Origin of the sequence: Erythrobacter fulvus, assembly GCF_028595285.1 — a bacterium.
Taxonomy (GTDB): Bacteria; Pseudomonadota; Alphaproteobacteria; order Sphingomonadales; family Sphingomonadaceae; genus Erythrobacter; species Erythrobacter fulvus.
Genome location: NZ_JAQQXQ010000001.1, coordinates 527,281 through 548,703, shown reverse-complemented (window position 1 = coordinate 548,703; position 21,423 = coordinate 527,281). Strand labels below are relative to the sequence as shown.

The 21,423-nt window shown below is 63.6% G+C and carries 23 protein-coding genes; 12 read left to right on the top strand and 11 right to left on the bottom strand.

All coding sequences use genetic code 11. From position 1 onward, the window contains the following. Positions 1-81: 81 nt before the first annotated feature. From OIK40_RS02645 to OIK40_RS02635, 3 genes are all read left to right on the top strand, one after another. Positions 82-2,325 (top strand): S9 family peptidase, encoded by a 2,244-nt coding sequence (locus OIK40_RS02645; protein WP_273675957.1) that lies wholly within the window; start codon positions 82-84, stop codon positions 2,323-2,325. A 79-nt stretch (positions 2,326-2,404) separates the two neighbouring features. Then, positions 2,405-3,430: an aspartate-semialdehyde dehydrogenase gene (locus OIK40_RS02640; RefSeq protein WP_273675955.1), complete on the top strand. Its 1,026-nt coding sequence runs from the start codon at positions 2,405-2,407 to the stop codon at positions 3,428-3,430. Positions 3,431-3,435: 5 nt separating this feature from the next. Next, positions 3,436-4,002, top strand: coding sequence for an aspartate-semialdehyde dehydrogenase (locus OIK40_RS02635; protein WP_273675953.1), 567 nt, complete (start codon positions 3,436-3,438; stop codon positions 4,000-4,002). Positions 4,003-4,008: 6 nt separating this feature from the next. Here OIK40_RS02635 and OIK40_RS02630 read toward each other — a convergent pair whose 3' ends face one another. Genes OIK40_RS02630 through OIK40_RS02620 form a run of 3 tightly spaced genes read right to left on the bottom strand, consistent with a single transcriptional unit; the run spans position 4,009 to position 7,118 of the window. Then, on the bottom strand, positions 4,009-5,568 hold the full coding sequence (locus OIK40_RS02630; RefSeq protein ID WP_374211773.1) for an MDR family MFS transporter: 1,560 nt from the start codon (positions 5,566-5,568) through the stop codon (positions 4,009-4,011). Positions 5,569-5,596: 28 nt separating this feature from the next. Next, positions 5,597-6,682, bottom strand: coding sequence for an HlyD family secretion protein (locus tag OIK40_RS02625; RefSeq protein WP_273675952.1), 1,086 nt, complete (start codon positions 6,680-6,682; stop codon positions 5,597-5,599). Then, the gene (locus tag OIK40_RS02620; protein ID WP_273675950.1) at positions 6,675-7,118 is read right to left on the bottom strand and encodes a MarR family winged helix-turn-helix transcriptional regulator; all 444 of its coding nucleotides are present in this window, start codon (positions 7,116-7,118) and stop codon (positions 6,675-6,677) included. Before OIK40_RS02620 ends, OIK40_RS02625 begins: the two co-directional genes overlap by 8 nt. Before the next feature lie 91 nt (positions 7,119-7,209). On the opposite strand from OIK40_RS02620, the gene OIK40_RS02615 reads away from it, so the two are divergent. Genes OIK40_RS02615 through OIK40_RS02590 form a run of 6 tightly spaced genes read left to right on the top strand, consistent with a single transcriptional unit; the run spans position 7,210 to position 11,496 of the window. Continuing rightward, on the top strand, positions 7,210-7,863 hold the full coding sequence (locus tag OIK40_RS02615; protein WP_273675948.1) for a 2-hydroxychromene-2-carboxylate isomerase: 654 nt from the start codon (positions 7,210-7,212) through the stop codon (positions 7,861-7,863). Continuing rightward, positions 7,860-8,612: an alpha/beta fold hydrolase gene (locus OIK40_RS02610; protein WP_273675946.1), complete on the top strand. Its 753-nt coding sequence runs from the start codon at positions 7,860-7,862 to the stop codon at positions 8,610-8,612. Before OIK40_RS02615 ends, OIK40_RS02610 begins: the two co-directional genes overlap by 4 nt. Before the next feature lie 58 nt (positions 8,613-8,670). Continuing rightward, on the top strand, positions 8,671-9,681 hold the full coding sequence (locus tag OIK40_RS02605) for a Vgb family protein (protein WP_273675944.1): 1,011 nt from the start codon (positions 8,671-8,673) through the stop codon (positions 9,679-9,681). Continuing rightward, positions 9,678-10,133 (top strand): ATP-dependent zinc protease family protein, encoded by a 456-nt coding sequence (locus tag OIK40_RS02600; protein WP_273675942.1) that lies wholly within the window; start codon positions 9,678-9,680, stop codon positions 10,131-10,133. The genes OIK40_RS02605 and OIK40_RS02600 overlap by 4 nt, the downstream gene beginning before the upstream one ends. 24 nt (positions 10,134-10,157) lie before the next feature. Continuing rightward, positions 10,158-11,063 (top strand): 30S ribosomal protein S6--L-glutamate ligase, encoded by a 906-nt coding sequence (rimK, locus tag OIK40_RS02595; protein ID WP_273675940.1) that lies wholly within the window; start codon positions 10,158-10,160, stop codon positions 11,061-11,063. A gap of 37 nt (positions 11,064-11,100) precedes the next feature. Next, positions 11,101-11,496 carry a RidA family protein gene (locus OIK40_RS02590; protein WP_273675939.1) on the top strand — a complete coding sequence of 132 codons (396 nt, stop codon included), beginning with the start codon at positions 11,101-11,103 and terminating at the stop codon, positions 11,494-11,496. 18 nt (positions 11,497-11,514) lie between these two features. Here the strand turns inward: OIK40_RS02590 and OIK40_RS02585 are convergent, their stop codons facing one another. The 5 genes from OIK40_RS02585 to rpsF form a co-directional block, all read right to left on the bottom strand. Beyond that, positions 11,515-12,276: an SDR family NAD(P)-dependent oxidoreductase gene (locus OIK40_RS02585; RefSeq protein WP_273675936.1), complete on the bottom strand. Its 762-nt coding sequence runs from the start codon at positions 12,274-12,276 to the stop codon at positions 11,515-11,517. Positions 12,277-12,279: 3 nt separating this feature from the next. After that, complete coding sequence (locus OIK40_RS02580; protein ID WP_273675935.1) at positions 12,280-13,719, bottom strand: AMP nucleosidase; 1,440 nt, start codon at positions 13,717-13,719, stop codon at positions 12,280-12,282. Between the two features lie 139 nt (positions 13,720-13,858). After that, complete coding sequence (rplI, locus tag OIK40_RS02575) at positions 13,859-14,476, bottom strand: 50S ribosomal protein L9 (RefSeq protein WP_273675933.1); 618 nt, start codon at positions 14,474-14,476, stop codon at positions 13,859-13,861. Between the two features lie 14 nt (positions 14,477-14,490). After that, complete coding sequence (gene rpsR / locus OIK40_RS02570; RefSeq protein ID WP_017665523.1) at positions 14,491-14,715, bottom strand: 30S ribosomal protein S18; 225 nt, start codon at positions 14,713-14,715, stop codon at positions 14,491-14,493. Further along, the gene (rpsF, locus tag OIK40_RS02565; protein WP_273676064.1) at positions 14,715-15,080 is read right to left on the bottom strand and encodes a 30S ribosomal protein S6; all 366 of its coding nucleotides are present in this window, start codon (positions 15,078-15,080) and stop codon (positions 14,715-14,717) included. The genes rpsR and rpsF overlap by 1 nt, the downstream gene beginning before the upstream one ends. Before the next feature lie 209 nt (positions 15,081-15,289). Between rpsF and OIK40_RS02560 the strand changes: the two genes are divergently transcribed. The 3 genes from OIK40_RS02560 (at position 15,290) to OIK40_RS02550 (ending at position 18,137) form a co-directional block, all read left to right on the top strand. Continuing rightward, the gene (locus OIK40_RS02560; protein ID WP_273675927.1) at positions 15,290-16,228 is read left to right on the top strand and encodes a DUF808 domain-containing protein; all 939 of its coding nucleotides are present in this window, start codon (positions 15,290-15,292) and stop codon (positions 16,226-16,228) included. Between the two features lie 9 nt (positions 16,229-16,237). After that, positions 16,238-16,879: a glutathione S-transferase family protein gene (locus tag OIK40_RS02555; RefSeq protein ID WP_273675925.1), complete on the top strand. Its 642-nt coding sequence runs from the start codon at positions 16,238-16,240 to the stop codon at positions 16,877-16,879. 181 nt (positions 16,880-17,060) lie between these two features. Next, positions 17,061-18,137 (top strand): phytanoyl-CoA dioxygenase family protein, encoded by a 1,077-nt coding sequence (locus OIK40_RS02550; RefSeq protein ID WP_273675923.1) that lies wholly within the window; start codon positions 17,061-17,063, stop codon positions 18,135-18,137. Between the two features lie 8 nt (positions 18,138-18,145). Here the strand turns inward: OIK40_RS02550 and OIK40_RS02545 are convergent, their stop codons facing one another. The 3 genes from OIK40_RS02545 to OIK40_RS02535 are packed head-to-tail and all read right to left on the bottom strand — an operon-like array spanning position 18,146 to position 21,419. Continuing rightward, positions 18,146-19,672, bottom strand: a complete 1,527-nt coding sequence (locus OIK40_RS02545; protein ID WP_273675921.1) for a class I adenylate-forming enzyme family protein — start codon at positions 19,670-19,672, stop codon at positions 18,146-18,148. A 35-nt stretch (positions 19,673-19,707) separates the two neighbouring features. Beyond that, entirely contained in the window at positions 19,708-19,956 is a 249-nt protein-coding gene (locus tag OIK40_RS02540) for a hypothetical protein (protein WP_273675920.1), read from the bottom strand. 35 nt (positions 19,957-19,991) lie between these two features. Further along, a complete protein-coding gene (locus tag OIK40_RS02535; RefSeq protein ID WP_273675918.1) occupies positions 19,992-21,419 on the bottom strand; it encodes a glutamate ligase domain-containing protein in 1,428 nt (475 codons plus the stop codon). Positions 21,420-21,423 lie beyond the last annotated feature (4 nt).

Sequence of the window (21,423 nt, the reverse complement as noted above, 5' to 3'; positions counted from 1 at the left end):
CCCTTGCCAATCCTTCTCGTCATTGCGAGGAGCAGCAGCGCGTTGCCATCCGGCCGCGCGCCATGACGAGGTGAGCTTTGAATGCGTTCGGTTCTTGCTGCGGTTGCCCTGTGTCTTTCGACCTGCCTGACTACGCCTGCGTTGGCGGAAACGACCACCATGACTGAAACAGCGCCCACGCTGTCATTCGAACGCGTCTTCGCATCGCCAGGCCTCGACGGCGCCGCGCCGCGACAAGTGAAGCTTTCGCCCGACGGGCGTTATCTGACACTCCTGCGCAACCGCGCCGAGGATCGCGACCGCTACGACCTGTGGGGCTATGATCTGGAAACCCGCGAATGGCGGATGCTGGTGGACTCGCTCAGCGTAGGATCGGGCCGCGAACTGTCCGAGGACGAGAAGATGCAGCGCGAACGCGCGCGGGTCGGCAGCCTCAAGGGTATCATCAGCTACCAGTGGGCAAGCGACGGCTCGGGCGTGCTGGTGCCGCTCGATGGCGATCTCTACCTTGCCAGACTCGATGGCACGGTGACGCAGCTGACCGATACCGAAGGCACCGAGCTTAACCCCAGGCTTTCGGCGAAGGGCAGCTATGTCAGCTTCGTGCGTGATCGCCGTTTGTGGGTCGGACCGGTCGGCGGCGAGGCGCAGCCGGTTACGCCCGAAGGCGAGGCCGATACCATCCGCTGGGGCGAGGCGGAATTCGTCGCGCAAGAGGAAATGGCGCGGCTTGCAGGTTACTGGTGGTCGCCCAATGATGACCGTATCGCTGTCCAGCGTACCGATGAAAGCCCGGTGGGTATCGTTACCCGCGCGGCGATCGGGGCGAAGGGCACCAAGGTGTTCGACCAGCGCTATCCCGCCGCCGGCACCGACAATGCCGTCGTCGAACTGTTCCTGATGGACCCGGATGGCGGCAACCGCGTGAAGGTCGACCTGGGCTTCGATCTCGATGTCTATGTGGCGCGGGTCGACTGGGGGCCGGACGATTACCTCTATGTCCAGCGGCAGGACCGCGCGCAGACGAAGATCGACATGCTGAAGGTCGATCCTGCCACCGGCGCTTCGCAGATCCTGTTCACCGAAACGGCCGCGCGGCCCGATTACTGGGTGAACCTGTCGGACAATTACCGCTTCCTCAAGGACGGCAGCTTGCTCTGGTGGTCCGAACGCGACGGTTATGGCCATTTCTACCGTTATGCCGATGGGCAGTGGACGCAGCTTACCAGCGGCCCCTCGCCCACTACGACGCTGGTCGGCGTGGACGAGGATGCGGGCACCTTCACCTACCAGGCGACGATGGATGTGCTGACCCAGCAGATCTACCGCGCGCGGCTGGACGGTACGGGCGATCCGGAACTCCTTACCGATCCCGATTACACCAATTCGGCGAGCATGGATGCCAAGGGACGACTGCTCTACGTCACCCGTTCGAACGCCGCGCAGCCTCCGCAGTCCTATCTCGCCACGCCCGACGGCAAGCGTGTGGCGTGGATCGAGGAGAACCGCGTCGAAGGCGATCATCCCTACGCCCCCTATTTGGCGAGCCATGCAACGCCCGAATTCGGCACCATCGCGGCCGAGGACGGCACCCCGCTGCACTGGATGATGATTAAGCCGGAAATGGAGCCGGGGAAACGCTATCCGGTGTTTTTCCAGCACTATGGCGGGCCGGGTCCGCAGACGGTGACCAAGGGCTGGAACGGCGCGCTGGCGCAGGCGATCGTCGACATGGGCTTTATCTTCTTCGAGCTCGATAACCGCGGCTCGGCCAATCGCGGGGTCGACTTCGAACAGCCGCTTTACCGCGCCATGGGCGGGGCAGAAGTGCGTGACCAGAAGGCGGGCGCGCAGTTCCTCAAGGCGCTCGATTTCGTCGACGGCGACAGGATCGCGACCTACGGCTGGTCTTATGGCGGTTACATGACGCTCAAGATGCTGGAGGCTGATCCGGGTCTCTACGCGGCGGGCATCTCCGGCGCGCCGGTGACGCGCTGGGAGCTTTACGATACCCATTATACCGAACGCTACATGGGCGACCCGCGCGAGGTACCGGAGGCCTACGAGAAGGCAAGCGCCATCCCCGACGCGACGAAAATCGCCGATCCGCTGCTGCTGATCCACGGCATGGCGGACGACAATGTGGTGTTCGAGAATTCGTCGGAACTGATTGGCGTGCTTCAGGAAAACAACGTGCCGTTCGAGATGATGCTCTACCCCGGCTACACGCACCGCGTCTCCGGCCCGAACATCGGCCCGCACGTCTGGAACTCCATCTTCCGCTTCCTTGAACGGCACGGGGTAACGCCGCCAGCAGCCGAATAGGTCTGCACTGCGCTCTTAGCAGTTGCGCTCGGGACAAGTGTCGCTATCTCGCAGCTGCGAAATATCAGGAGAATGCCAAGTGGGTTACCGGGTGGCAGTGGTCGGTGCGACCGGCAATGTCGGGCGCGAGATGATGCAGGTTCTCGCCGAGCGCGATTTCCCGTGCGACGAGGTCGCTGCGGTCGCCTCGTCGCGGTCGGTGGGCACCGAAGTCGAATTCGGCGACACCGGCAAGATGCTCAAGTGCAAGAATATCGAGCATTTCGACTTCACCGGCTGGGACATCGCCCTGTTCGCCGCAGGTTCCGGCCCCGCCAAGGAATATGCCCCCAAGGCAGCAGCTGCGGGCTGCGTGGTGATCGACAATTCCTCGCTCTACCGGATGGACCCGGACGTGCCGCTGATCGTGCCGGAAGTGAACCCCGACGCGATCGACGGTTACAAGGCACGCAACATCATCGCCAACCCCAATTGCTCGACCGCGCAGCTGGTGGTGGCATTGAAGCCGCTGCACGATGCCGCGACGATCAAGCGAGTGGTGGTGAGCACCTATCAATCGACTTCGGGCGCCGGGAAGGCAGGGATGGACGAACTGTTCGCCCAGTCCCGCGCGATTTTCGTCGGCGATCCGGTGGAGCCCAAGAAGTTCACCAAGCAGATCGCCTTCAACGTCATCCCGCATATCGATGTCTTCCTCGACGATGGATCGACCAAGGAAGAATGGAAGATGGTGGTTGAGACCAAGAAGATCCTCGATCCGAAGATCAAGCTGACCGCGACCTGCGTGCGCGTGCCGGTGTTTGTCGGCCATTCGGAAGCCGTGAACATCGAGTTCGAGAACGAACTTTCCGCCGAAGCCGCGATGGACATTCTGCGTGAGGCCCCTGGCGTAATGCTGATCGATAAGCGCGAGGATGGCGGCTACATCACGCCGGTGGAATGCGTCGGCGATGCAGCGACCTTCGTCAGCCGCGTGCGCGAGGATCCCACGGTCGAGAACGGCCTCACCCTGTGGTGTGTGTCCGACAACTTGCGCAAGGGCGCCGCATTGAACGCGGTCCAGATCGCCGAGCTGCTCGGCCGCCGCCACCTGAAAAAGGGATAAGGCCGATGCGGTTCGGTCTGGTTGCGCTCGCCGCGGCACTGGCTCTTTCGGCTTGCGACAGCGGCGAGGTGCCGAGCCCGGCCCAACGCCAGCAGGGCGAGGGGGTGCAGCAGCCGCTGGCGGCCAATGCAGTCGAACTGCGTGGCGAAGGGCTCGCAGCGGGATCGGAGGCGTTCTATTTCGCTGCCGGCCAGCAGGAGGTCGAAACCGCGCTGGCCAAGGCACTGGGCGCACCGCTGCGCACGGGGTCCAATCCCGAATGTGGCGCGGGGCCGATTATCTTCACCGATTTCGCGGGCGGGCTGACCGCGCATTTCCAGCAGGGCCGGCTGGTCGGGTGGAACTGGCACCTTGCCCAGGACGGCGATGCGCCGGCAACGGGCGTCGTGAAGCTCGCAGGCGATGTGCAGGTCGGTTCTGCACGCAGCCTTGCCGAAAGCGCGCCTGGATATGCACCGGTCGAAGGCAGCACGCTTGGCGAGGAATTTGCGCTGGGACAGCGGATCGGCGGTTTCATCGCGGGCGACAAGGTCGAGATGCTTTACGCCGGCACCCAGTGCTTCTTCCGCTGAGCGGCGTTATTCCGCAAGCGTGACCGGGCCTGCGGGCCGCGTATTTCCGCGCATCAGGAAAGCCAGCGGCGCGGCGGCTATGGTGATCCACATCATCAGCCAGAAATCGTCGATGTAGGCGATCATCGCGGCCTGGCGGTTCACTTCGGCATCGACCAGCGTCATCGCCATGTCTCCCAGCACCTGAAAGCGGTCGGTGGTCGAAAAGTCGACGATGCTCCCTGTCGCCGCCGTCACGTGGCTGCCGAGATCGGCATGAGCGGTCTGGAGATTGCGGGCGAGCAGCACCGTCATCCACGAAATCCCGGCCGAGGCCCCAAGCGAGCGGAACAGATTGAGGAGGCTCGATCCGTCGGTGCGTAAGCTGGGGCTGAGCGTGGCAAAGGCGCTGACTTGCAAGGGGATGAACACCAGCCCCATCCCGAGGCCCTGGAGCAGCCCGCTGACGATCACGTGCATCTCGTCCACGGCGAGCGACCAGTGCGCCATTTGCCATAGCGAGACCGCGCAGATCAGGAAGCCGCTCGCCACCACGGGCCGCGCATCGATTCCGCGCCGCATCAGCAGGCCGGAAACCTGCATCGAGATCAGGATGCCCACGCCGCGCGGCATCAGCACGATGCCGGTATCGATCACGCCGTAACCGAACAGGTTCTGGAGCATCGGCGGCAGCAGCGCCATTACCGCAAACATCACGATCCCGATCACGATCATGAAAAACAACGCGATGGCGAAATTGCGGTCGGCAAACAGCGCGCGTTCAAACATCGGGGCGGGAGCGGTGGCAAAGTGCACCACAGCCATCCATGTCGCCGACAGGGTCACCAGCAGATAGGCCCAGATCTCGCCCGAGGCGAGCCAGTCGAGCTGGTTGCCGCGATCGAGCAACAACTGGAATGCAGCCAGTGCTACCGCCATCAACGCAAAGCCGGTCAGGTCGAAACGCCGCCTGCGCTGGGGGCGCTGCGGCAGGCAGGTGATAAGGATCGCCAGCGAAAGCGCGCCGACTGGCAGGTTGACGAAAAATACCCAGCGCCAGTTCGCGGTTTCGGTCAGCCACCCGCCGAGGATGGGGCCGAGGATCGGGCCGATCATGATCCCCATACCCCAAATTGCCATGACCTGCGGGTGACGGCTGGGCCGGGTGGTATCCAGCATGAAAGCCTGACTGAGCGGCGCGATGAACGCTCCCGCCACGCCTTGCAGCGCGCGGAAGGCCACCATCTCCTCAAGGTTCTGCGCAATCCCGCACAGCATTGAGACACTGATGAATCCTGCGACCGAAAGGATGAACAGGCGCCGCGCACCGATCCGGTCGGCCAGCCAGCCGGTGATCGGCAACGCCACGGCAGAGGCGATGATATAGCTGGTAAGCACCCAGGTGACGGTATCAACCGTCGCGCCCAATGAACTCTGCATGTGCGGCAGCGCGACATTGGCGATCGTGGTGTCGAGGATCTGCAACAGCGATGCCGCCATCACCCCGAGGATCATCAGCCTGTAGTTGCGCGTCTCCAGTTCCGCCACGTCGCGCAACGGCGGCGCGACCTGATCAGCGGGCACCATCGCGGAGGAAGCAGCCCTGCTGGCCACGTCAGCGCGGGCCGTTATCGTCGGTAAAGACCGTGACCTCGCTCGATAGACCCGCAATCAGCTGGCGCGGGCTGTCCCCGTCTATCGCGATGCGCACCGGCACGCGCTGCGTCACCTTGACCCAGTTGCCGGTCGCGTTCTGCGCAGGGATGACCGAGAATTCCGAACCTGTACCTGCCCCGATCGAGGCGACATGGCCTTCCAGCACCACGTCGGGATAGGCATCGAAGCGGATTTCGGCACGCTGCCCGACGCGCATCGTGTCGAGATCGGTTTCCTTGAAATTGGCTTCGACATAGGTCGATCCGGTCTTGACCAGCGTCAGCACCGGAAGGTTGGGTACCGCCTGCTGGCCGATCTGCAGACGATCTGCCTGCGCCACACGGCCTGCGGCGGGGGCGCGGACTTCGGTGCGATCGAGCGCGAGCGCGGCATTGGCCTTGCGCGCCTCGGCAGCGGCGATCTGCGGATTAACGCCCGGCACCGCCGCGCCGGTTGCAAGCCGCGCGCGGGCTTCGCGCTGGCGCGCCTCGGCCTGACGCAGCGCGGCGCGTGCCCGTTCGAGCGCCTGTTCGGCGGCCTCGTAATCGGCCTTGGTGCTGAACCCCTTGTCGCGCAACGCCGCAACGCGGTCGAACCGCGCCTGGGCGAAACCGATGTCCTCGCGCGCGGCGTCGATGTCCACACCGGTCAGGTCGGGCGCATTGCTTAGAGCGATGAGATTGGCCTGCGCGCTGGCGATCGCGGCATTGGCCTCGGCGATCTGGAGCCGGTAGGGTTGGGGATCGATCCGGAAGAGCAGCTGGCCAGCCTCGACTTCGTCGCCGTCATTGACCAGCACCTCGACTATCCGACCGCCGACCTCGGGGCTGATCGAGACCATGTCCTGCTGGAGATAGGCATTATCTGTCGAAACCTTGCCTTGCAGGGTGAAGTAATAAACCAGCGTCCCGGCAAGCAGCGCCAGCGGCACTGCAAGCATCAGCGCCCAGCGATACCACGGGCGATCCTTTGTCCGGACGGTTTCCGGCGGGCTTTCGGCCATATTCGCGGCAGTAGGGGTGCGGGCAGGATCGGCTTCAGCCATTGATCGTCTCGGTCTGGCGGGCGGCGGCAAGATTGGTGGCGATTCGGTCCAGCGCATGCGCGAAGGCGGCGCGTTCGGCGGCGTCGATGCCTTGCAGCATGTCTTCGAACAGCGCCTCGACGATCCCGCGCAGCCGGGTCACGATCCCGCGGCTCTTGTCGGTCAGATGAAGGATGCGCGCACGGCGGTCTGCCGGATCGCTGCGCCTTTCGACCCAGCCGGCGTCTTCCAGCCGGTCAACGATACGGGTGAGTGTGATCGGCTCGATTTCCAGCCGATCGGCATAGAACACCTGATTTTCGTTCGGATTGCGCTCGAGCGAGAGCAGCAGCCGCGCCTGCGGTCCTGTCAGGCCGAGGCAGCGTACCCGCTCGTCGAACAGGCGGCGCAGCTGGCGCGAATTATCTGCGAGTCGATAGCCGGTCTCGATGATCATATAGGGGCATATAATAAGGGGGCTTACTATCTGCAAGCGACCACATGCTCGGGGCTGGCACCCTTTACCGAACCCCGCTAGCAAGGGCTTCATGACGCTCCACGCCGATCTGTTCTTCAGCTTTCGCTCGCCCTATTCCTACCTTGCTATCGGGCGGTATCGCGCCATGGCGGCGGAATACGACATCACGATTGCGCTGCGCACCGTGTTGCCGATCGCAATCCGCGATCCGGGTATTTTGTTCACCGGCAATCCCAATGTCGGGCGCTACATCTTCATCGATGCGGCGCGCAGCGCGCAGATGCTCGGCATCCCCTATCGCTGGCCGCGCCCCGATCCGGTGGTGCAGAACCTCGCCACGCGCGAGATTGCGGAGGAGCAGCCGTACATCCACTGGCTATGCCGGATGGGGCAGGCGGCCGAGCGGCGAGGCAGGGGGCTCGCCTTTGCCGACGAGGTGTCAAAGATCATCTGGGACGGCAGCACCGACGATTGGTACCTTGAAGATCACATGTATCCCGCCTGCGAGCGCGCCGGGCTCGACTTTTGCGAGCTTGACGGGGAGGCGCAGCACGATGCCGAGGCGCTCGACGCCGAGATCGCCGCCAATCAGGCCGCGCTCGAAGCGGCGGGCCATTGGGGCGTGCCGACGCTCGTGTTCGAGGGCGAGCCCTTTTTCGGGCAGGACCGGATCGCCATGGCCAAGTGGCGGATGGAGCAGAAGGGGCTGGAGAAGCGCGGGTGACCGACCACTTCACGTCATTCGACGGGACCCGCCTTGCAATCCATATCGAGGGGGAAGGGCGCCCCGTCATTCTGCTCCACGGATTGTTTTCCTCGGCCCACATGAATTGGATCAAATGGGGCCATGGGGCGCGGCTCGCGGCGGCGGGCTTCCGTGCGATCATGCCCGATTTCCGCGTCCACGGGGACAGCGAAGCGCCGCATGATCCTGCCGCCTATCCCCCCGGCGTACTGGTGCGCGATGTCGCCGCACTGGCCGAGCATCTGGGACTGGAGCCGGGCGGGTTCGATCTCGTCGGCTTCTCTCTGGGCGCGCGCACCGCGATCCATGCGGTAGCCCACGGCATCCTTCAGCCGCGGCGGCTTGCGATCTGCGGCATGGGGGTGGCGGGCCTTGGCGAATGGCAGCGCCGTGCCGCGCATTTCAAGCGGGTGATCGATGAGTTCGACACCATCAAGCCCGGCGATCCGGCCTATCTGGCGCGCACTTTCCTCAAGTCGCAGGGGGTGGACCGCGTGGCGGCGCGGTTGCTGCTCGATGCAATGGACGATTTCGACCTTGCCATGCTGGCGAACATCACGATGCCGGTCGCGGTGATCTGCGGGGACGAGGATCAGGATAATGGCTCTGCCGAGGATCTCGCCGCGCTGCTGCCAGATGCCCACTATGTCGAGGTGCCCGGCACCCACATGAGCAGCGTCACCAAGCCCGAAATGGGCGTAGCAATCGCGGATTTCCTCGCCGCTTGATTCGCACCGCGACCGGGTTCACATCTGCATCACGCATTGGCCAAGGGGAGGGCTTGCCATGAAATTTGTCACCATGCTGGTCGGGGGCCTCGCTTTCACGCTTGCCGCCTGTGCGCCGTCTGCCGCGCCGCAGCAGGCCGATGGCGCCGTCATGCCGCCAACGCTGTTCGTGGCCAACAAGCGCGGAAACACCTTGTCCAAGGTCGATCTGGCAACCGGCAAGGAAGTCTTGCGCCTGCCGAGCTGCACCAACCCGCATGAACTTGCGACCTCGCCAGACGGGCGCCACGTGGCGTTGGCCTGCTATGGCGGTACCAGCATCGATATATTCCTTACCGACAGCCTTGAGAGGGTGGCCAGCATTGATCTGGGCGAAAATGCCCGTCCGCATGGCATCGTCTGGCATGCCAATGGCAACCTCTATGCCACCGCAGAGGGGCGGCAGTCGGTGTTCTGGATCCGCGATCCGCTTTCCGAAGCTCGCCAGGTGTTCGAATCCGGCACCGGCAAGCAAGGCAGTCACATGCTCGCCGTCAGCCCCGATGGCCGGATTGCATGGACGACCGATCTCGGCTCGCGCACGGTCACACGGGTCGATCTCGTCACGCGCCGTGCGCCAATGTCGGTGACGGTGGGGGAGGAGCCGGAAGGCATCGCGCTTTCTCCTGATGGCACGACCCTGTGGGTTTCGGCCCGCGGCTCGAACCAGGCCTTCGCGCTCGATCCGCAGACGATGGAATTGCGAGAGACTGTCGCCACCGGGCGTTTCCCGCTGCGCATCGCGGTGCGCCCGCAGGGCGATGTTGCGGTGACGTCCGATCTGCAGGACGGCAGCCTCACTGTCATCGACACCGCGACCGCGAAAGTGATCCGCACCGTCGCAGTTTCCAGTCCTGCCGAGGCAGAGGCCCGCTTTCAAGTCACGATCCTGTGGTCCGACGACGGATCGAAGATCTACGTCGCCGAAACCGCCAGCGATACTGTTGCCGAAGTCGATTACGCCAGCGGCAAGGTGCTGCGCCGCCTGATAGTGGGTGACGGCGGGGACGGGATGGCGATCCTGCCTTGAGCGGCCAGAATCCTCCGACAATCATTGGCTGGCGCGAGAGGATCGGCCTGCCCGACCTTGGGCTGGCAGGCATACCGGCCAAGATCGATACCGGCGCGCGCACCTCTTCGCTTCATGCCGAAGTGCTCGACGAATTCCGCCGTGATCGCCAGCGCTTTGTGCGCTTCGCGGTCAACTGGGGCGGGGCGCGCCATGTGTGCGAGGCGGTGCATGTCGATATCCGCGGCATCACCAGTTCGATGGGCGAACAGCAGCAGCGATTTGTCATAAAGACGCCTCTCAGCATCGGTAAATACACCTTCCGGGCGGAAATCAGCCTAGCGGACCGTTCGCAGATGCAATTTCCGATGCTTATAGGGCGCACCGCGCTCAGGCGTCGTTTCGTCGTCGATAGCGGTCATTCTTGGCTGCAATCGGATGAAAATGCGGATAAGGGGCCGGGCCGCCGGTAGACTGCCGGATTCGAAAGGTATCCCATGAAAATCGCGATGCTGGCGCGTAACCCTAATCTCTATTCGCACCGGCGCCTGAAAGAGGCTGCCGAAGCGCGCGGCCATGAGCTCGATATTCTCAACACGCTGCGCTGCACAGTGCATATCGCCAGCCACCGCCCGCAGGTGTTCTATAACGGAAAACCGATCCCCGCCTATGACGCGGTGATCCCGCGCATCGGGGCCTCGATCACCAATTACGGCCTCGCGATCCTGCGGCAGTTCGAAATGCGCGGCATCTGGTCGCTCAACGAAAGTGTTGCCATCGGCCGCAGCCGCGACAAGCTGCGCAGCTTGCAGATCCTTGCCAAGCATGGCCTCGGCCTGCCGCTGACGGCCTATGCCAATGATCCCAAGGCGGCCGAGGAGATCATCAGGGCGGTGAAGGGCCCGCCGGTGGTGATCAAGCTGATCGAAGGGACGCAGGGGATCGGCGTGGTGCTGGCCGAGACGATGTCGAGCGCCAAGTCTGTGATCGAGGCGTTTCGCGGCGCCAACGTCAACATTCTGGTACAGGAATTCATCAAGGAAGCCGGCGGCACCGATATTCGTGCGCTGGTGGTGGGCGGCAAGGTCGTCGCGGCGATGAAGCGCACCGGCGCGCCGGACGAATTCCGCTCCAACCTCCACCGTGGTGGCAGTGCAGAGGTGATCAAGATCACCCCCGAGGAACGCTCCACCGCCGTGCGCGCGGCCAAGCGCATGGGTCTGAATGTGTGCGGGGTGGACATGCTGCGATCCAATCACGGCCCCGTCATCATGGAGGTCAATTCCTCGCCCGGCCTCGAAGGTATCGAGAGCGCGACGGGCAAGGACGTGGCGGGCCTGATCATCGATTTCATCGCCGCCAACGCGAGGGACGGAAAGACCAAGACGAAAGGTCAGGGTTAGGATAGGCTGTTTCCGCAAAAGGGGAGGGAAACAGCCAATGCAGATCAAAACCCATAATCCGACGCCGTGGCTTGAGCATTTCGGGCTGAATCACGCGGTCGAGGTCAGCGGTGTCACGCGCACAGTCTATTTCTCGGGCCAGACCGCTTCGGATGCCGACGGCGCGGCGCTTCATCCCGGCGATATCGTCGCGCAGTTCAAGGGTGCGTGGGCGTGCCTATGTGATGCGCTTGCCGCGGCGGATATGACGCCTGCCAACCTCGTCCGGCTGAACATCTACACCACTGATGTCGATGCCTTCATGGCGACGGCCGATCAGACCACGCCCCTCTATATCGAGGCGGGATCGAAGATCGCCTGCACTCTGCTCGGGGTGACGCGTCTTTATGATCCGGCGGTGATGATCGAGATCGAGGCGACAGCGGTCGCCTGATTCGGCAGCCTCACGTTTTCAGGCGTTTCGCGCCATCAAGCCGCCGTCCACCGGGATCGCCGTTCCGGTGATGTAGCTCGCGGCGGGCAGCACCAGTGAAAGCGTGATGTGCGCGACTTCCTCGGGCTCGCCATAGCGACGCAGCGCGGTGCGGCGCTTGGCGAAGATTGCCTTGTGCTCCTCCGCCACGGCGTCGGTCATTGCGGTGCGGATCGGGCCGGGGCAGATGCAGTTCACTGTGATGCCTTCAGGCCCGAGATCGACTGCAAGCCCCCGTGTAAGGCCGATTACTCCGGTTTTGGCGGCGACATAGGGCGTATCGCCCGGCGTCGCGCCGAGGCCTTCAGTGCTTGCGATATTGACGATCCGCGGCGCATCACTTTGCATGAGGAACGGCAGCGCGGCACGCACCATGCGCTGGTGCGCGGTCAGCATGACTGCGACAGCACGGTGCCAGACATCCTCGCAAGCGGGATCATCGAGGCCGCAGAAGCTCGATACACCTGCATTGTTCACCAGAATGTCGATCCGACCGAAGTCCTGCGCAATACGTTCGACGGTGCCGGTGATCGCTCCGGCATCGGCCACGTCCAGCGCATAGGCGCGCGCTTTCGGCCCGCATTCCGCCGCGACTGCCTCGCAGATGACAAGATCGAGGTCGGTCACGGCGACATGCGCGCCCTCAGCCGCGAACAGACGCGCCGCCGCGCGGCCCATGCCGCTCGCGGCTCCGGTAATAATGGCAACGCGGCCGGCGATCGAGCGGGACAGACCGGCCATGACTTACCGGAACGGCGGTTCGTTGAAGGCGCGCAGTTTCCGCGAGTGCAGGCGGTCGCCCTCGTCGCGCAGCTTGGCACAAGCGACGATGCCCATCTGTAGGTGGGCCGCAATCGCTTCCTCGTAGAACTTGTTGGCCTGCCCGGGCAGCTTGATCTCGCCATGGAGCGGCTTGTCCGAGACGCACAGCAGCGTCCCATAGGGCACGCGGAAGCGATAGCCCTGCGTAGCGATCGTCGCGCTTTCCATGTCGATTGCGATTGCACGGCTCTGCGAGAAGCGCTTGGCCGAGGAGGAATAGCGCAGTTCCCAGTTGCGATCATCGGTGGTGACGACCGTCCCGGTGCGCATCCGCTGCTTGAGGTTCGCGCCCTGCACGCCGGAAACCTGCTCGGCCGCGGTGGCCATTGCCTGCTGCACTTCGGCAATCGGCGGGATCGGCACTTCGGGCGGGAGCACGGGATCAAGCACGTGATCGTCGCGCAGATAGGCGTGGGCAAGCACGAAGTCGCCGATCTTCTGGGTCGAGCGAAGGCCGCCACAGTGGCCGATCATCAGCCATGCGTGAGGGCGCAGCACCGCGAGGTGATCGCAGATTGTCTTGGCGTTGGACGGGCCCACACCGATATTGACCAGCGTGATCCCGCGTCCGTCCTCGCGGATCAGGTGATAGGCGGGCATCTGATGGCGGCGCCAAGCGGTGTCGTTCAACTGGTCTTGCGCATGGGCGGTCTTCTCGCGGATATCGAGCCCCGCCGCGCCGGTCAGCGCGACATAGCCATCCTGCCCTATCTGCGTGGCACCCCAATTCACGAATTCATCGACATAGCGGTGATAGTTCGTAAACAGGATGAAGTCCTGAAAATCGCTGACTTCGCTGCCGGTATAATGCTTCAGCCGGGCGAGCGAGTAATCGGTGCGCAAGCCATCGAACAGCGATAGCGGCATGTCCTGATCTTCGGCAAACTCGATCCCGTCGGCCAATTCGTCTCCGATGAGCGCAAGATCGGTCGAGGGGAAGTGCGCGGCGATATCCTGCGGGGAAATGCCGACCATCGCGGCACCGGCCTCGCCATCGAGCACGTAGGGGAAGGGAATTTCCTGGCGCGAACGCTCGACCGCGATGTCTATCTCGTATTCGCTGCCGATCAGTTGGAGCTGTTCGGTCAGGTAGTGGGCGAACAGGTCCGGATGCGTGATGGTGGTGGTGTAGGTGCCGGGCAGTTCGAGGCGCCCGAAAGCGCGGCTGCGATCCTGCGGGCTGCTGCCAGTTCCGGAATAGCGCAGGGTGATCTGCGGATAGGCATAGCTGCCATCCTCGCGCTTGCGCTGCGGCGGGATCGTGCCGTTCTTGCCATAGGCAATCACATCGTCGCGCAGCGCGCGCACGGCCTCGTCGTAATGCTGCTGAAGCTGGGCGAGGATGTTAGGAATATCGATCATGGCAGTTGTTCTGCTCCTTTGTTGTTATCGTTGTGTGGCAGCACCTTCGCGCGAGTTGACGCTGTTTACAAGAAGGGCGCGGAGATCGCATCCGATCCCCGCGCCCTTCTGAGATAACCTGGCCGGAAGGCCGCGAGTATCAGGCTTCTTCGCCCTCTTCGCCGCGCTCTTCGAGCAGCTCGGCGGGGATTTCGCCCGGCTCAAGGCCCGTTTCGATGCGGGTGGCTTCAGCCTGCTCTTCGATGGCGCGCTGTTCGTCTTCGAACATCTGCGCGAGCACGTCGACGCCTTCGCTCTGCAGCTTGGCTTCATCGTCCGAACGCGCGACGTTGGCCTTCACCGTGACGCGCACTTCGGGGTGCAGGGCAACGGTGACGTTGTGCATCCCGATGTTCTTGATCGGCGCGCCGAGGATGACCATGCGCTTGTCGACGTTATGACCCTGTTCGGCGAGCCCGGCGACGATGTCGCGCACGCTGACCGAGCCGTAGAGCTGGCCGGCGTTCGAGGCAGCGCGGATCAGCACCACTTCTGCGCCAGCAACCTTTTCGCCCATCTTTTCGGCGTCGGTGCGACGTTCGGCGTTTTCCTTTTCCAGCCGGTCACGGTTGGCTTCGAACACCTTCTTGTTGGCGTCGTTGGCGCGCAGGGCCTTCTTCTGCGGGAGCAGGAAGTTGCGGGCGTAGCCATCCTTGACGGTGACGATGTCGCCGATCGATCCGAGCTTCTCGATGCGCTCGAGGAGAATGATATCCATGTCTCTTTCTCCTCTTACTTCACGATGAACGGCAGCAGGCCGATCTGGCGTGCGCGCTTGATCGCCTGGGCGAGTTCACGCTGCTTCTTGGCAGACACGGCGGTGATGCGCGAAGGCACGATCTTGCCACGCTCGGACATGAAGCCCTGAAGCAGGCGCACGTCCTTGTAATCGATCTTCGGGGCGTCCTTGGCCGCGAACGGGCAGGACTTGCGGCGGCGGAAAAACGGGCGGGCCATCAGTCGCGCTCCTCACGGGTTTCGCGGCGCTTACGCTCGCGTTCGTTCTTGCGCATCATCACGCTGGGGCCTTCCTCGTGGGCGTCCACGCGGATGGTCATGTAGCGGATGACGTCTTCGTTGATACGGGTCTGGCGCTCGAGCTCGGCCACCACGTTGCCGGGGGCGTCGATGTTGAGCAGCACGAAGTGTGCCTTGCGGTTACGCTCGATCTTGTAGGCGAGCGACTTCAGACCCCAGGTTTCGGTCTTGGTGACCTTGCCGTTGTTGGCTTCGATGATTTCGGTGGCTTGTGCCGCCAGCGCGTCGACTTGAGCTTGGCTCAGATCCTGACGTGCGAGAAAGATGTGCTCGTAGAGCGCCATCCCGCGTCCTTTCACTTCAATGCCGATCGCTGGCTTGTCCGTTCGGATGAACGGGGCCCCTCCGGCTTTCTTCGACAATCGCAAGGGCGGTTCCCCGGCGAAGCGCGGCCCCTTACAGCTTTGGCGGTGAATTGCAAGTCTTGTCGCGCGGGAATCGGACGGGCACGCGCTAGTTTGGGCGCATGTGATTCGCGCCAAGGGGAACCCACATGCCTTCAGGACTGGTCGCACTGCTGGATGACATTTCGGTGATCGCCAAGGCGGCATCGGCTTCGATCGACGATATCGGGGTGGCCGCGGGCAAGGCAGGCACCAAGACAGCGGGCGTGGTGATCGACGATGCGGCGGTTACGCCGAGCTATGTCACCGGCCTTTCCCCGGCTCGCGAACTGCCGATCATCTGGAAGATCACCAAGGGGAGTTTGCGCAACAAGCTGCTGTTCCTGCTGCCCGGGGCGCTGATCTTGTCGGAGTTTCTGCCGCAAGCGATCATTTTCATCCTGATGCTGGGCGGGGCCTTCCTGTGTTACGAAGGCGCAGAAAAGGTGCTGGAGAAGCTGGGGGCGGACAAGCACGGCGCGACGCTCGATGACGAGATCGCAGACCCGGTCGCTTTCGAGAACAAGCGTGTGGCGGGCGCGATCCGCACCGATTTGATCCTGTCCGCCGAAATCATGGCGATCGCGCTTAACGAGGTGGCGGACGAGACGCTGCTGATCCGCGGTGCGGTGCTCGCGCTGGTGGCGGTGGTGGTGACGCTGGCGGTCTACGGCGCGGTGGGACTGATCGTGAAGATCGACGATATCGGGCTTTATCTCACCAAGCAGGCGGCCGAGTGGAAGCAGTCTTTCGGGCGCTTCCTGCTGCGCTTCGTGCCCAAATTGCTTGCCGCGCTGTCGATCATCGGCACGGTGGCGATGCTGTGGGTCGGCGGGGGGATCATTGTCCACGGTACGCACGAGATTGGCTTTCATGCGATCTACGATGTGGTTCACGGCGCCGAACATGCGGTGGAGGCGGCAGCAGGCGGCGTGCTGGGCTGGGCCACCTACGCCGCAATTTCCGCTGTTGTCGGATTGGTGCTGGGCGGCCTGATCGCTTTTGTGCTGCACAAAGTGCTGGGTGTCGGTGCCGAGGAAGGGCACTAGGATGCGCCCATGACAAAGCCCGTTCTCTACACCTGCGCCCGTTCACGCGGCCTGCGCGCCACCTGGGCGGCCGAGGAGGCCGGGGTTGATATCGACCTCAACATCCTGCCGTTTCCGCCGCGCTATCTTGCGCCCGAATATCTCGATCTGAACCCGCTCGGCACCGTGCCGCTGCTGGTCGACGGCGAGACGCGGATGACCGAAAGCTGTGCCATTGCGCATTACCTTGCCACGCGTTCGGGCTATACCGATCTCGCCATCGCGCCGGGCGAGCGGGACTATGGCGAATACCTCGACTACACCTTCCATGCGGACGCGACGATCACCTTCCCGCAGACGGTCTATATGCGCTTTGCCATCTTCGAGAAGGAGAAGGGTTGGGCCGAGGCCGGGCATGCCTATGCCAAATGGTTCCACAAACGGCTGGTGAAGGTCGAACAGCGTTTGCAGGGCCGTGAATTCCTGTGCGCGGACCGCTTTACCGTAGCCGACATCTGCGTGGGCTACGCGTTGATCCTGGCCCAGAGTGTCGGGCTGGACGAAGGCGTTCCGCAAAGCCTTAAGGATTACCGCGAGAGGCTGACGGCGCGACCCGCTTATGTTCGTGCGTTTGAGCGCGAAGAGGCAGGGCGCGCGGCGCTCGGCCAATAGAGTCGCCGCAGCGCGTATTGCCCGGCATGTGCTGCCGTTGCCCGTCAGTTAACCCGATGGTCAATTTTCTGCGCCAATAACACGGCGAACGTACGTGCAGCCAGCCCGGCAACACCGTGTCTGGGCAGGCGGGATACTGCCACCCCTCGAGATGGGGCGGGCACGGATGGGGTATTTGGGCATGATGGAACTCGAGGTTTCCAGCGATACCTCCGCCTATGAAGTCGCGGCCGTACTCGACGAGGCCGGGCGGCTTGCCGATCACTGCGTCCGGCAGGCGGTGGCGATGATGGATACTCATGGGGTGGTGGTGTTGACCGGCCTGCTTTCGGAAGCCGAAGCCGGCGCCGGGCTTGATCTGGTACACCAGACCGTCGCCGATCCAGACCGTGCCCATTGCTCCTTCGCCAGCGAAACGGACAATAGTTACAAGCGTCGCGATTTCTGCTCGCTGCCATCCAGCCCGCCGGTCAAGCGCTTCGCCGCGACCCTGTGCCAGCGCCTTGAAGGGGTGCTGACCGAATATTGCGGGCCTTCGCGCCCGCTGCTCGAAATCGCCACCTTCACCAGCTATCAGGGTTCGTCACATCAATATGTGCACCGCGACCCGAGCGGGGTGATCAGCATGTTTGCGGCGGTCGATGATGTCAGCGACCAGCAGGGCGGCACTGTTTTCGTCCCCGGGACGCATCTTTTTGGCGGCGTAGGAAATACCCACGGCGGCAAAGCCAACGAATTGATGGAGCTGTTCCGCAAGCGCTGCAATCTGCGTATTTTCCGGCACAATCTCGCCAAGTTATGGGCCATGCGGAAGGACCCGGTCACCCCGCTAGCACCGGGCGAATTCCGCGACCGGGTGTTTTCGACCAAGTGGGATCAGCACCAGCCCAATCTGCTGCGTTTCCTGCTTGGCAAGAACGCCCAGCTAAGCCTTGCCATGCTGGGACCGCTGACCTTGTGGAAGTTGTGGCGCCAGGGCAAGGCGCTCGACCGGCTGTTCCCGATTGTGCAGACCGCGCCGCGCAAGGGGACAGTGATCCTTTATCGCAGCGACCTGCTTCATGCGGGGCCGGACAATCGATCATCCCAGCCACGGCGGATCATCGGCATGAGCATTGCCCGCGACATGATCGAGCACAAATACTGGCACGACGGATATTCCCCGCACCCGACCCTGGCAGCCGAGCCGCTGACCCTGCGTGATCTGCTGGACTATCCCGTCGGCGCAGAGCCTGCCGGGCGCGCCGCAGCCGCCTGATTGGGCTTTCACGCCGCCTGATCGGGGGTTACCGGCCGTGCCGAAAGCTCGCGGCGCAGCAGCTTGCCGATCGGATCGCGGGGTAGGCTGTCCACGAATTCGATATAACGCGGGCGCTTGTAGCCCGCGATCTGGCCCTTGAAGCGGGCGGTGATTTCCTCCCGGGACAGGCTCGTTCCTGGCTTCAGAACCACAAAGGCTTTCACTGCTTCGCCCCATTGCTTGTCGGGCACGCCGCAGCAGCCCGCGTCGGCCACTTCGGGCATGGCGGCGAACACGGCGTCGACCTCGGCCGGGTAGACGTTTTCGCCGCCGGTCTTGATCAGCTCTTTTGCGCGCCCCAGCAGATAGCCCAAGCCGCGCTCGTCCATCGTGCCGAGATCGCCGGTGCGCAGCCAGCCATGGCCGAGCGCAGCCTCGCTCGCCTCCGGGTTGCGCCAGTAGCCGAGCATCACCGAAGGGCCGCGCAGGCACAGCTCGCCTTCCTCGCCGGGGGGCAGGTGATTGCCTTCCGGATCGTGCACGGCCATCTGCACATGCGGCAGTGTCCAGCCGATCGAACGGGGATGCTCCAGCATGTCCGCATAATCGATGAAGGTGGCAAAGCCGCAGATTTCGGTTTGGCCGTAGCCGCCGACGACGCGGGCATCCCATTCCTTCTCGATGAATTCGTACATTTGCGGGCGGCCCATGCCTGCGCCGCCGGTGTAATTGGTGAGCGGCATCACCCCATTGCGGATCGGCTCCATCGCCTGCCACGGAAAACAGATGGTCGGAAAGGCGCTGGTGGTGGTGCAGGCTTCACGGTGGAGCAGATCAAGGATCGCGGCATTGTCGTCGTCACGCCTCGCGAAGACGCTGGTGCCCCCGCAGGCGAGCATCGCGGCGACCTGCTGCATGCCCACCACATGGAACAGCGGATTGACCGAAAGCAGCACCTCGTCCTGCCGGAACCCGCGATGCTGCGCGAAGCCAAGCGCGCTCGCCGCGACTGCGCTGCCGGCTTGCAGGCAGCCCTTTGGCCGTCCGGTCGTGCCGCTGGTATACATCATGTAGAGCGGGCGATCGGGAGTGAGGTCGGGGAAGGTCGGTCGGACTTGCGGTGCCGTTACCATCGTCTCGAACGCTGTTTGCGGGTCGTGCCCTTCGTCCACCGCGATCGCTTCACCCGCTTCAGCCTCGGCCAGCAGATGGGCAAAGCGCGGGTTCGCGAAGGTCATGGAGACATCGGCATTGTCTATGATCCACGCGATCTCGCCAGGAGCAAGCCGCCAGTTGAGCAGTACGCTGATGGCGCCGATCCTGCCGCATGCAAGCAGGGTGGTGAGAAACGGTGCGCCATCGGTCAGCAGCAACGCCACGCGGTCACCCGGCGCAATGCCGCGCGCCAGCAGCCAGCGGGCCAGCGTTTCCACCCGCTGGTCAAGTTCCGCCCATGTCAGGCGCTGCGTGCCGTCGACCGTGGCGATCCGGTGGGCATGGCGCGCGGCGCAATTGGCCAGCAGGGTGTCGAGAGAGAAATCGCGGGGATGCATGGGCGAGTGCTACCTTTGGCGGGTTGCCGCATCCATCAGCGTTTTTGGGGATTTGCCGTATCGAGCGCGGTTCCGCAGCTGGTGCAGACGCGGTTGGGCCAGGGCACCACGAACAGGCCGCGGAAGAAGGCGTTCTTGCCGCATTCCGGACAGTTGAACCGCAGCATCGGAGCATTGGCAATCACAAGCAGCACAATCGCTGCCGCAAATGCGATGCTTGAATGGCCATATAGCCGATCGACCGCAACGACGATGCCGATCGCCAGCACCAGTACGCCCAGCATCCGCCAAGCATGGCGGGTGGCGCGGGCATAAAGTGTCAGGGCAGGCGCGCGAGCAGCGATTGCGCGAACTCCGTCAGTGTATCGTCACGGGCTCCCATCACCACGATCCGATCGCCCGGCCGGGCGAGGGCAATGATCCTGTCGGCGCAGTGACCGCGCGAGGCGATGTGTTCGGCGTTGCCACCTGCCTCGTTGATCAGCGCCACAATTCGCTCGCTCCCCTCGCTGCGGTCGACTGTGCCACCGAAATAGACCGGGTCGCTGAAGATGGTGATGTCATCCGGCCCCAGCTCGCGCGCGAAGGTATGCGCCAGTTCGCCGCCCATCTGCCGAAGCGGGCCGTAACCGTGGGGCTGGAAGAAGGCGATCACCCGGCCTTGAGTTGCCCTCAGCGTGCGCAAAGTGGCGGCGCATTTTTCGGGATTGTGACCGAAATCGTCGATCACGGTAATGCCGCCGGGCGAGGTGCCGATCACGTCGAACCGCCGGGCAAGCCCGCCAAAGCTGCGCAGCGCATAGGCCGCATGGCCAACCCCGATCCCGGCCGCGCTGGCCGCTGCAATCGCGGCAAGGGCATTGGACAGATTGTGCATCCCCGGCATCGGCAGGATCAGCGGGAACACCTCGCGCTTGCGATTGTCGATCACCGCAGCGCGGATGCCCAGTTCGCTCTGATCGATCGAGTCCGCTTCAACCGTGATGTCGGCTTTCGGGTTATTGATCCCGAAGGTCACGCAATGGCTTGCCCTCGGCACGAGGTAACCGGCCTCGGGACTGTCGAGGTTGATCACTGCTGTCCCTGCCTTGGCGACGAAATCGCCGAACAGCACGCGCAGTTCCTCAATGCTTTTATGGTCGAGGCTGACATTGAGCAGCACCCCGATGGTCGGGCGATAAAGTGCGATCGACCCGTCGCTTTCGTCGACTTCGCTGACGAAGAGTTCGGGCCTGCCGATCCGGGCGCTGGCAAACAGGTTTTCCGGGCTGACGAAGTTCTTCATCACCGCGCCGTTCATCACTGTGGGATCATAGCCGCCTTCGTACAGGATCCAGGCGATCATGCCGGTGACGGTCGATTTCCCGGACGTTCCGCCGACCGCGATAGAAAAGCCGGCATTGTTGAAGAGTGCCGAAAGCAGCTCGGCACGGCTCAGCCGCGCGCAACCCAGTTCCTTTGCCCGGGCGACTTCCGGCACGGTGTCCTCGATCGCGGCCGATGCGACCAGCACCTGATCGGACGAAGTCACCCCGCTGCCGTCCTGCGGAAACAGCGCGAAACCATTGCTTTCGAGCCACGCGAACTTTTCGGGCGTACGGCCCTGGTCGCGGCTGCGATCCGAACCCGCCACCGACAAGCCGAGGCCGTGCGCAATCTGCGCGAGGGGGAGCATGCCCGACCCGCCAATGCCGCAAAAGAACAGCGGGCGCCCTTCAAGCGTCCCGGCATCGACCGCCTTATCCATATGT